Source organism: Mycobacterium sp. 1465703.0, assembly GCF_001672975.1.
GTDB lineage: Bacteria > Actinomycetota > Actinomycetes > Mycobacteriales > Mycobacteriaceae > Mycobacterium.
In genome coordinates this window covers 1-10,355 of the sequence record NZ_LZKU01000077.1, presented here as the reverse complement: position 1 = coordinate 10,355, position 10,355 = coordinate 1, and the positions used below count along the sequence as shown (strand labels likewise).

The following is a 10,355-nucleotide window of genomic DNA, read 5'->3' as shown; positions in this document are numbered from 1 at the left end:
ACCGTCCTTACCCGAGGTCGAGAACGTAGAACGTCTCCGATGCATTGTGCACGCCCATTGGTCGCCGGGCGGTGCAGGCCGGGCTAGGCGAGCCGCTGGACCGCGGCGCCGATCCGCTCATCGCTGGCGGTCAGCGCGACTCTCACGTGCTGCGCGCCGCGCGGGCCGTAGAAATCGCCCGGCGCGACCAGGATGCCGCGCTGCGCCAGCCAGGCGACGCTGTCGTGGCATGACTCGCCGCGGGTGGCCCACAGATACAAGCCGGCTTCGGAATGGTCGATGGCAAAGCCGGCCGAACGCAGCGCGGGCAGCAGGGCGGCGCGGCGCCGTTCGTAGCGTTCCCGCTGTGTCAGCTCGTGGGCGTCGTCGTCCAGCGCGGCCACCATGGCGGACTGCACCGGCGTCGGCACCATCATCCCGGCGTGCTTGCGCACCGCCAGCAGCTCGGCGATCAGCTCGGGGTCTCCGGCGACGAAACCGGCCCGGTACCCGGCCAGCGACGAGCTCTTCGAAAGGGAGTGGATCGCGATCAGCCCGATGTGGTCGCCGTCGCAGACCGAGGGATGCAGGATCGAAAGCGGCTGATCGTCCCAGCCCAGCCCCAGGTAGCACTCGTCGGAGGCCACCAGGCAGCCCCTTTCCCGGGCCCAGCCGACCACCTTGCGCAGGTGATCGACGCCCAGGACACGTCCGGTCGGATTGCTCGGCGAATTCAGGTAGTACAGCGACGGCGATTGCGGACCCACCTGGGTCAACGAATCCGCGCGCAGCACCCGCGCGCCGGCCAGCCGTGCTCCGACGTAATAGGTCGGATACGCCAGCTCCGGCACCACGATCACATCCGTGGGCCCCAGGCCAAGCAGCGTGGGCAGCCAGGCGATGAGCTCCTTGCTGCCAATCACCGGGAGCACGGCGGACTCGGTCAGCCCGGTGATGCCGAACCGGCGCTGCAGCGCGGCGACCATCGATTCGCGCAGCCGGGCGGTGCCGGCGGTGGCCGGGTACCCCGACGCCGAGCCGCCGGCGGCCAGCGCCTGCTGGACGAGTGGGGCGACCGGGTCGACCGGGGTGCCGACGGAGAGGTCGACGATCCCGTCCCGATGAGAGCCGGCCAGCGCTTTCGCGTCGGCAAGGGTGTCCCAGGGAAATTCTGGCAGGGCCGCCGATACCACCGGACGGCGCTTTTTGAGCTGGTGTGGCACCGGGCCGCTCAGTCGCCTTCGCCTTGCGGTGGCAGATCCTTGACCACCTGCGGGTCGTTCTCGGTCAAGCCGACTTTGGCCGCGCCGCCGGGAGAGCCCAGCTCGGCGAAGAAATCGGCGTTGATCTGCGTGTACTGACTCCACTGGTCTGGCACGTCGTCTTCGTAGTAAATCGCTTCGACGGGACACACCGGCTCGCAGGCGCCGCAGTCGACGCACTCGTCGGGGTGGATATAGAGCATCCGAGCGCCTTCATAAATGCAGTCGACCGGGCACTCCTCGATACAGGCTTTGTCCTTGATGTCGACACAGGGCTCGGCGATCGTGTACGTCACAGACGTCTCCTCCATGTACTAGGCCATCTGGCGGGGCTCAAACGTGGGCTGTTCAACTCGCACCGGCGCGAGCGGTCCGGTGAAGCTTTCGGTTACTGATACTAGACGTTGCAGATACAGGTCAACCATTTGGCGCGCCTGTCCATTCACAGATTTAAGACCGACAGTCTCGCAGCCTACGACCGGGCCCCGTTTCGCCGACGGCGAACGCCGCGAATAAGCCGTTGACCTGCATAGAGTAACGTCCCTCCGACACCGGGCGATACCTCTTGCGTTGCAAGCACGCTCGCGGAGCCTGGTAATCTCGTCCGGGAAGACGGCAACCGCTGGGCAGACGTTATCGCCGTAATAGCGGTGCATTAACTGGGGAAGGTGTCCTACACATGAGGCTGTCGTTGAGCAAATTGGGCGTTGCGGTTGGCAGCGCGGCGGTGGCGTTGACGGCCGCGGCCGGGGTCGCTTCGGCTGACCCGGCGGACGCGATCATCAACACCACCTGCAACTACGGGCAGGTCATCGCAGCGCTGAACGCGACCGACCCGGCGGCTGCCCAGCAGCTGAACTCGTCGCCGGTTGCGCAGTCCTACATCCGCAACTTCCTGGCGGCGCCGCCGCCGAAGCGTCAGCAGATGGCCCAGCAGATCCAGGCCATGCCGTCGGCGCAGAAGTACTACGACGACATCAACCAGGTCGCGGTCACCTGTAACAACTACTGAGCCGATCGCTTCGCACGAAGCGGTTCAGTAACCGCCGAGCAGGCGGCGCACGCGTCCCAGGGTTTCCGGTCCGACGCGGCTGCGAACGCGTGATGGATCGGCGGGCCTGCGCCCCCACAACAACAGCACGCGTGCGGCTGCGTCGGTTTCCAGGGTGGCCGGGCCTTCCGGCTCGGCAAACCCGATTGAGACCTGATCCGGGTCGGCGGCCAGGACGACGTCGTCGGTGCCGTTGGCCCGCAGCCTTGCCTCGATGCGCTCACCCGGGCCGATCTGCTTGGCCCCCTTCGCCAGCAGCGGCCTGCCGACTGCCAGCACGCTGTGGGTGGTCATCCACGGCTCGGCCAGCCGCGCCCGGGCGGCCGGCTCGTCCCCGGTGATGTCCCAGCCGTGCAGGACCAGCTCTTCGCGCATGTGCTCGGCGAACCAGGGCACCTTCATGGTGCGGCCGGTCCAGGCGACGTCTGTGTCGGCGGGGATCCCTTCGGCTGCCACCGCGACGTCGGTGAGGGTGGCCATCCGGTCCTGCAGCGCCTCCCACAGGTCGGCGTCGTTCAGGGCGCGCAGTGGGCCTTCGCGTTCTTCGAAGCCGCGCGTGGCGACGGGCTCACCTTCCAGGTGCGCGCCGAGCACCCGCGCGAGTTCTTCGGCGTTTCCGGCTTGGTGGACGACGATGTCACGCACCGTCCAGGCTTCACACCAGGTGCCGGCGTCAGGGCCGTGCCGGCGCACCGCGTCCACGAACGGCCGCCACTCGGGAAATCGATCGTTGTCGATGTGTCTCTTCACGGCGTCCGGTATACCCGCCGCCTACGACATGGAAGCGAACTACGCGGCCAGCGTCGTGTAGTCGGTGGTGCGTTGCCGGGCCGGGCGGCCGATGCCGTCGGCGATCGCGATCAGCTCCGCGACCGTCTTGGCCGAACCGTGTTCCGAACCGGCCATCCGCGAGATGGTCTCCTCCATCAGCGTGCCGCCCAAATCGTTGGCGCCGCCGTTGAGCATCACCTGGGTGCGCTCCACACCGAGCTTCACCCAGCTGGTCTGGATCTGGGAGATGCGGCCGTGCAACATGATTCGCGCCAGCGCGTGCACCGCCCGGTTGTCACGATGCGTGGGCCCGGGACGGGACGCGCCGGCTAGGTACAACGGCGAGCTCTGGTGCACGAACGGCAACGGCACGAACTCGGTGAAACCGCCGGTGCGGTCTTGGATGTCACGCAGCACGTTGAGGTGGCCGACCCAATGCCGCGGGCTGTCGACGTGGCCGTACATCATGGTCGACGACGACCGAAGCCCCACCTCGTGTGCGGTGCTGACGATCTCGATCCACAACGAGGTGGGCAACTTGCCCTTGGTCAGCACCCAGCGCACTTCGTCGTCCAGGATCTCGGCGGCAGTGCCGGGGATGGTGTCCAGGCCCGCTTCGCGCAGGCTGATCAGCCATTCGCGAATGCTCAACCCGCTCTTGGTCACACCGTTGGCGATCTCCATCGGTGAGAACGCGTGCACGTGCATCGACGGCACCCGCGCTTTGACGGCGCGGACCAGGTCGGCATAGCCGGTTACCGGCAGTTCCGGATCGATACCGCCCTGCATGCACACCTCGGTGGCGCCTTGCACGTGTGCTTCCCATGCACGGTCGGCCACCTCGTCGGTGGACAGCGAATAGGCGTCGGCGTCTCCCTTGCGCTGTGCGAACGCACAGAAGCGGCACCCGGTGTAGCAGATGTTGGTGAAGTTGATGTTGCGGTTCACCACGAAGGTGACGTCATCGCCAACGGCCTCGCGGCGCAACGTATCCGCCAGCGCGGCAACCGCTTCCAGCGCCGGACCGTCGGCAGTCGCCAGCGACAGGTATTCGCTGTCGGTGCAGCCGGCCGGGTCGCGCTCGGCGGAGCGCAGCGCGCCAAGCACGTCGGTGTCTAGGCGTTCGGGCGCCCTGGCGCCCTGCGCGGCCAGCTCGTGAACGTGCGCACGGATCGATTCCCAGTCGCCGAAGGCACTGTCGATATCGCTGCGGGTTTCGGTGTTGCGGCCCTCGCTGTCGATCGCCGCGTTGAGGTCGATGCGACCCGCCGATCCGACGTCGTCGGGCTCCTGCCAGGGCAGCCCCACTGGGTTGACATCGCGAGCCAGGCCGGTCGCGGGATCGGCCAGTGCCATCACGTGTCCGGCCACCCGCGGGTCGATCCAGGCCGAGCCCGCCTGCACGTATTTGGGCTGCGCGGTCAGCCGCTGGACCAGCTCATAACCGGCTTCGGCGGTGACGGCGGCCAGTTCGTCCAGGGCCGGCCACGGCCGCTCCGGGTTGACGTGGTCGGGCGTCAATGGCGAAACCCCGCCCCAGTCGTCGACTCCGGCGCCGACCAGCGCCAGGCACTCGTCACGCGACACCAGGTTCGGGGGTGCCTGAATACGCATCCCGGGACCCAGTACCAACCGCGCGACCGCCACCGTCGCCAGGTAATCCTCGATGCTCGCGTCGGGGACTGCGGCCATCGCGGTGTGTTCCTTCGCGCGGAAATTCTGCACGATCACTTCTTGGACGTGTCCGAACTCCTTGTGCGACTTGCGAATCGCGTGCAACGTGTCGGCGCGTTCGGCGAGGGTCTCGCCGATTCCGACCAGCAGGCCGGTGGTGAACGGAATCGACAGCCGGCCCGCGTCGGTCAGAGCGCGCAGCCGCACGGCCGGATCTTTATCCGGGCTGCCGTAGTGCGCAAGGCCTTTCGTTTCGAACAGCCGCCGTGACGTCGTCTCGAGCATCATGCCCATCGACGGCGCCACCGGCTTGAGCCGCGCCATCTCCGACCAACTCATCACACCGGGGTTCAGGTGCGGCAACAGGCCGGTCTCTTCGAGCACCCGGATCGCCATCGCCCGCACGTAGGACAGCGTGGAGTCGTAGCCACGCGCCTCCAGCCACTCGCGCGCCTCCGGCCAGCGATCCTCGGGTCGGTCACCGAGGGTGAAAAGTGCTTCCTTGCAACCGAGTTCGGCGCCGCGACGGGCGATGTCGAGAATCTCGTCAGGTTCGAGGTACATGCCCGCACCCTGGGCACGAAGCTTGCCCGGGACGGTGACGAAGGTGCAGTAATGGCAGCTGTCCCGGCACAGGTGGGTGACCGGGATGAAAACCTTGCGCGAGTACGTGATCGGCAGCCCACCACCCGGGCCGCGCCGTCCGGCCGATTCGAGACCCGCGTCGCGTACCCGCGCCGCGCTGGCGCACAGATCGGCAAGGTCGGCACCGCGCGCGGTCATGGCAACCGCGGCCTCATCGATGTTCAGCGCGACGCCATCTCGAGCCCGTCGCAATACCCGCCGCAGCGCCGACGCGCCGGCCCCTCGAGAGGCCCTCGACCCAGCGTTGGACGAGGCTTCCGACGAAACCTTGGCCGGAACCACTGGATTAGGCAGAGCGGTAGGCTCTTCGCCCGGAGTCAACAGCACGTTCGTGTAACTTCCCCACGATCGAATTTCATCCACGTGTCCCAACATGTGAAATCGTGGCACCCGTTGGCGGGTCCCGTATGGGCAACAGTCAACAGTAGCGGCACACCCGAATAGGCAAGCGGGCGACATCCCGGCCGGACCTCACGCCGCCCGGCCGCGCCGCCAGAGCACCCAAACCGGCGGTGCGACGCCCATAACCAGCAGCAATAGCGCGCCGTAGGCCATCAGGCCGTGGCCCCCCAAGATCACGTCGTCGGCCGGGCCGCCCATGCTGATCACCGCCACGGTCAGCAGCCACGTCCATAACGGCAATGCCGCCAGCCGGGGCGACTGGGTCCAGCGCCCGGCGGCCCACACCAGCGCGGCGTTGACCAGTCCGGAAATCAGTCCGCTGATGGGAAAGGGAATCGTCCCGATATAGAGAGGCAGCAGCAGAGCCCCGGCAAGTGCGGAGAGCACCCCGTCGACCGCCAAAAGAGTTAATACGACGAAACGAATCGCGGGGTCGGTCGCGCCGTTGTCTTCGATTGACGTAGCGCGCGGCTTGGTTTCGGTCAGGTCGGGACGCTGTCGATGTTGGACATTATGGAGCCGATAACCCACTGCAGGCTGTCCAGCCGGTCCTGCCAGTGCTGCTGATTAGGGTCCAGGTCGGGGTCCATGCGAATTCCTTCCGTGGCTGCCTGGTTGGCAGCCTACCGCGTGGGAGTCGCGGAGAAACCAAGGCCTGCGAGCAGATCCGTTTCCCAGCCGCGCTCGTCCCGCTCTCCCGCGGCGCCGGCGGCCAAGACGTAGTGCTCCTGCGCCAATATCGGTATCGCCACGTTGTTGGACAGCGCGCAGGCTCGACCGGTCGGTCCGACGACTACTTGGGTGGCATGCGCGGCGAGTGCGGCCCGCTTGGCGGCCCAGTCTTGCGGCGTGGTCTCCACGACGGCGTCGATGTCGTCGTCGGCGTAGCCGAAGGTGAACTCTTCTTTCGGCGCGATCAGCCATTCGGGCCGCAAATCCTCCGGTGTGAGCGCATCCATGGCCGCCTCGAAGGTGCGCGTCGCGAAGACCGACCAATACAACTTCGGTGTGGACCAAGGCTCGCCGGGAAAGTCGCCGGCTCCCGGGCCGGCCGCCGTCACGGCGGCCATCGTCACCCGGTGCGTGTGGATGTGATCGGGATGCCCGTAGCCGCCGCGCGGATCGTAGGTCACGACGACGTGCGGGCGCTGCTCGCGAATGACCGCCACCAGCGCGCCGACCACCTCGCGCTCGTCGGCGTCGATGAACCGTTGCCGATGCCGCTGCGGGGTGCCGCTCATGCCCGAATCCCGCCAGCGGCCGGCGCCGCCGAGGTAGCTGGGTTCACTGATGCCGAGCGCTTGCAACGCGGCGGTCAACTCGCCGATCCGGTAGCCGCCGAGCTGGTCGGCGCGGTCGACGGCGAGTTCGGCCCAACGGTCGCCGATCACCTCGCCCTCTTCGCCCAGCGTGCACGTGACAACGCGGACATCCGCCCCGCGGGCCACATAGTGCGCGATAGTGGCACCGGTGCCCAGGCTTTCGTCGTCGGGGTGCGCGTGGACGAACAACAGCCGCGGCGTGTCAGGCATGGACGGCACCCTACGGCACCGGATACGAATCGGCATTCGGGTTTAGTGCCCGTCGCCGTTTCTTATGTTCCGTGCCGGGCGGCCGCATCGCCGGTGGCCCAGCGGATAGGAACGCGCACGGCTACTATCTAGGAATGCGCCAGCTCACCGATGCCGTCCGCACTGGCAGCCGAAGCCGTCGGCGAGGTGAGGTGCTGGAACGCGCCCTCTACGAGGCAACCCTGGCCGAGCTGACCGAAGTCGGCTACGGGGGCCTGACCATGGAGGGGATCGCGGCGCGCGCCCACACCGGCAAGGCCGCGCTCTACCGGCGCTGGGACACCAAGTGTGAGCTGGTACACGCCGCTTTGGTTTTCGCGCTGCCGCCGGTGCCCGAGCTGCGTTCGGGCCGTTCGGCCAGAGAAAACTTGCTGGCGATGTTCACCGCCCAGCGTGACCTGCTGGCCGGAAAGACCGGCTTTCCCGGTTTGGACGTCATCCATCAGCTGTTGCACGAACCCGAAATGCGGGCCATCTTCGCCGATGCGGTGGTGCGGCCGCGGCTGCACATCGTGGAATCGATCCTGCAGGCCGCCATCGAAGACGGCGATCTCGACCCGAAGACCGTTACGCCGCTTACCGCTCGCATCGGCTCCGCCCTGATCAACCAGCACTTCCTGCTGAACGGATCGCCGCCGAACCGGCGCGAACTGGCGCTCATGGTGGACACCGTGATCCCGCCGCGGGCCGCGCGGCGCCCCGCCGACTGACGACCGGAGATTACGGCCCGGTTTTGATCCATTGGCCGGCGTCGCCGACGATGCCGACCGGAACCGCACCGGACAAGCTGACGTTCTGCACGCTCGGCCCGGCCGCGACGATCGTGGTGTCCTGCAATATCGGCAACACCGTGGACATGTTCCACAATCGCGGTTCGACCGCGGTGATCACGTCGTTGATGTTCTTGGTGCCGTCGAGTGCGGCGTCGATGTTCGACTGGATGCTGCGATCGCAGATCCCGGTGAGGTTGGACGGCGCCTGCACCAGGGCGTTGGGATCAGCCGGGCGGCTCGGCGGCGGCGCCGCGGTCGGCAGGGTCGACGTGGGGGTCGACGTGGGGGTCGACGTAGTGGTCGACGTGGTGGCCTTCCCGGTGGACGGTGCGGGGGCCGAAGGCGGCGGCACCGGTCCGTTGGAAATCGGCACCTGGGTCGATTCCAGGGCGGGGCAGCCGTACCGGGAGGCGAGCCGGGTGGCCAAGTTGCCGCCCGCCTGATGCCAGCCGACGATCGCGTCGACGCGGTTGTCGTTCAGCGCGTCGTGGTAGAGGGTGGCCGGATCCAGCGCCATCACGGTCGCGGCGATGCCGACGTTGCGCAACCGGTCGGCGGCGGTATTTGCCACCGCCACCGCGGTCGGGTCGTTCGCCGCCACCCCGATCACGAGGGAAAGCTGTTGCCCATCCTTGCTGATCCGGCCGCGGATGACCTCGGGCGGCCCGGTGTTCGCCGGGGTCGGCGCGGGCGACGCCGAGGAGTTGGGTTCGACCTTGTACCCGGCGCCCTCCAGCAATGCCAGCGCGGCGGGCGTCGTCATCGCCGGCGGCGCGGTCGGCTCGTAGCCCGGGTCGCTTGGCGCCCGGATCTGAGCCTGGGCCAGCGTGACGGTGTTGTCGCTGCCCGCGCCCACCGCCGCCAGCAGGTCGACGTCCAGCAACCCCAAGATCGCCTTACGGACTTGTGTATCAGCCAGTTTGGGCTGGGTGGCCCGCAGCGTGAGCTGCATGACCCGCGGTGTCACGATCCGGGCGGTCCGCACATCGGGGATGGCGGACAACTGCGCGAAGGCCGCCGACCCGCCATGCACCTGCGCGACCTGGGTGTCGCCGTTGCGCACGGAATCGGCCAGCGCGGCCGGCGCACCGGCGCGCCGGAACAGGATGAGCGCGGGTTTCGCCGGTGGTCCCCAGTAACGATCGTTGCGGGCCACCAGGATTTCGTCGCGCTGCGGGTCGATGCTCTCCACCCGGAACTGCCCGCCCGTGACGGGAAGTGCCCGGGCCAGGCCGGCCGCGAACCCGCCGGGGACGTCTTTGACGATGTGCGCCGGAAGGATGTTGCTGAACAACTCTTTCCACGCCGGATAAGGTTCGGCGAAGGTGACCACCGCCTGCTTGCCGCCTTCCAGGGACTGCACGCCGGTGATGAGGTCATAGCCGGCCGGGTCGACGACGCCGGGCTGGCTGACCATCTGGTGCCACAGGTACCAGAAGTCGTCGGCGGCAATCGGCGCGTTGTCGGTCCACTGCGCCTCCGGCCGGATCTTGTAGGTCACCGTGAACGGGTTCTGGCTGGTCACCTGCGCCGACACCAGCAGGGTCGGGTCCATCTCCCAGCGTGAGCCGGTAGCCATGCTGGGGTCGGGCACCGGCCGAAAGGCGCTGGGCAACACCAGCGCGCTGATCGCCGCGTTCACCGGCGACAGGTCGGACAGCAGATGCGGATTAAAACCGGCCCCGATCGAGTCGATGCCCATGATGATCTCGCTGACCCGGGGCGGCGGCGGAACGGAGTTGTGCGGCGTATCGGTGCTCTGCGGTGCCGGCGGCGGGTTGACCGTACACGCCGAGAGCACCAGCCCGACCAGCGAAACCAAGCCGCCCAGCACCATCAACACACGGCGGAGTCGTCTCGGCACGCTGAACAGGGTATCGAGCACCCGCGCAGCAGCCCCTCCGGCCACGCGGTGTTAGCCCCGGGCCTTGGCGCGCGACCGGCTACGGGCCCGGGAGGTGGCATCCAGCTCGACCTTGCGCACCCGCACGATCTCCGGGGTCACCTCGACGCATTCGTCTTGCGCGCAGAGGATCTCGACATCAACGTGACCCGGGAGAAGAAGCTGACCAACATGCGTTCGTCGACCGCCGATGTCATCGAAACGCTGGCCCGGCCGCTCGAGCTCGATCTCGAGCAGGCCATGGAATTCTGCGCGCAAGACGAATGCGTCGAGGTGACCCCGGAGATCGTGCGGGTGCGCAAGGTCGAGCTGGATGCCACCTCC

The 10,355-nt window shown here is 67.8% G+C and carries 9 protein-coding genes and 2 pseudogenes; 3 read left to right on the top strand and 8 right to left on the bottom strand.

Going from position 1 to position 10,355, the window contains the following annotated elements; translation table 11 throughout:
• Positions 1 to 83: 83 nt before the first annotated feature.
• Both dapC and fdxA read right to left on the bottom strand, forming a co-directional pair.
• Positions 84 to 1,172, bottom strand: a complete 1,089-nt coding sequence (gene dapC, locus A5625_RS07365; protein ID WP_232003509.1) for a succinyldiaminopimelate transaminase — start codon at positions 1,170 to 1,172, stop codon at positions 84 to 86.
• Between the two features lie 38 nt (positions 1,173 to 1,210).
• Positions 1,211 to 1,537 (bottom strand): ferredoxin, encoded by a 327-nt coding sequence (gene fdxA, locus A5625_RS07360; RefSeq protein WP_003875467.1) that lies wholly within the window; start codon positions 1,535 to 1,537, stop codon positions 1,211 to 1,213.
• Between the two features lie 383 nt (positions 1,538 to 1,920).
• Here fdxA and A5625_RS07355 point away from each other — a divergent pair, with 383 nt between their 5' ends.
• Positions 1,921 to 2,253 (top strand): hemophore-related protein, encoded by a 333-nt coding sequence (locus A5625_RS07355; RefSeq protein ID WP_066990908.1) that lies wholly within the window; start codon positions 1,921 to 1,923, stop codon positions 2,251 to 2,253.
• 24 nt (positions 2,254 to 2,277) lie between these two features.
• On the opposite strand, the gene A5625_RS07350 is transcribed toward A5625_RS07355, so the two are convergent.
• The 4 genes from A5625_RS07350 to mshB all read right to left on the bottom strand — a co-directional run bounded on the left by A5625_RS07350 (position 2,278) and on the right by mshB (position 7,316).
• Positions 2,278 to 3,042, bottom strand: a complete 765-nt coding sequence (locus tag A5625_RS07350; RefSeq protein WP_066990905.1) for a maleylpyruvate isomerase N-terminal domain-containing protein — start codon at positions 3,040 to 3,042, stop codon at positions 2,278 to 2,280.
• A gap of 39 nt (positions 3,043 to 3,081) precedes the next feature.
• Entirely contained in the window at positions 3,082 to 5,757 is a 2,676-nt protein-coding gene (locus tag A5625_RS07345; RefSeq protein WP_082984318.1) for a bifunctional FO biosynthesis protein CofGH, read from the bottom strand.
• A gap of 96 nt (positions 5,758 to 5,853) precedes the next feature.
• On the bottom strand, positions 5,854 to 6,315 hold the full coding sequence (locus A5625_RS07340) for a hypothetical protein (protein WP_066990900.1): 462 nt from the start codon (positions 6,313 to 6,315) through the stop codon (positions 5,854 to 5,856).
• Between the two features lie 92 nt (positions 6,316 to 6,407).
• The gene (mshB, locus tag A5625_RS07335; protein ID WP_066990896.1) at positions 6,408 to 7,316 is read right to left on the bottom strand and encodes an N-acetyl-1-D-myo-inositol-2-amino-2-deoxy-alpha-D-glucopyranoside deacetylase; all 909 of its coding nucleotides are present in this window, start codon (positions 7,314 to 7,316) and stop codon (positions 6,408 to 6,410) included.
• 134 nt (positions 7,317 to 7,450) lie between these two features.
• Here mshB and A5625_RS07330 point away from each other — a divergent pair, with 134 nt between their 5' ends.
• Positions 7,451 to 8,065: a TetR/AcrR family transcriptional regulator gene (locus A5625_RS07330; protein WP_066990893.1), complete on the top strand. Its 615-nt coding sequence runs from the start codon at positions 7,451 to 7,453 to the stop codon at positions 8,063 to 8,065.
• Positions 8,066 to 8,075: 10 nt separating this feature from the next.
• Here A5625_RS07330 and A5625_RS07325 read toward each other — a convergent pair whose 3' ends face one another.
• Together A5625_RS07325 and A5625_RS30010 are read right to left on the bottom strand one after the other, a co-directional pair.
• Complete coding sequence (locus A5625_RS07325; protein WP_197516008.1) at positions 8,076 to 9,965, bottom strand: ABC transporter family substrate-binding protein; 1,890 nt, start codon at positions 9,963 to 9,965, stop codon at positions 8,076 to 8,078.
• Positions 9,966 to 10,043: 78 nt separating this feature from the next.
• Positions 10,044 to 10,160: pseudogene (locus A5625_RS30010) on the bottom strand (hypothetical protein); the annotation flags it as partial.
• Between A5625_RS30010 and A5625_RS07320 the strand changes: the two are divergent.
• Positions 10,152 to 10,355 (top strand): annotated as a pseudogene (locus A5625_RS07320) (translational GTPase TypA); the annotation flags it as partial. The pseudogenes A5625_RS30010 and A5625_RS07320 overlap by 9 nt on opposite strands.

Bases quoted from the DNA above. Each gene is read 5' to 3' on its own strand.
- A5625_RS07355 (WP_066990908.1), top strand. From the start codon at position 1,921: ATGAGGCTGTCGTTGAGCAAATTGGGCGTTGCGGTTGGCAGCGCGGCG.
- mshB (WP_066990896.1), bottom strand. From the start codon at position 7,316: ATGCCTGACACGCCGCGGCTGTTGTTCGTCCACGCGCACCCCGACGAC.
- A5625_RS07330 (WP_066990893.1), top strand. From the start codon at position 7,451: ATGCGCCAGCTCACCGATGCCGTCCGCACTGGCAGCCGAAGCCGTCGG.
- A5625_RS07325 (WP_197516008.1), bottom strand. From the start codon at position 9,965: ATGGTGCTGGGCGGCTTGGTTTCGCTGGTCGGGCTGGTGCTCTCGGCG.
- A5625_RS07345 (WP_082984318.1), bottom strand. From the start codon at position 5,757: ATGTTGGGACACGTGGATGAAATTCGATCGTGGGGAAGTTACACGAAC.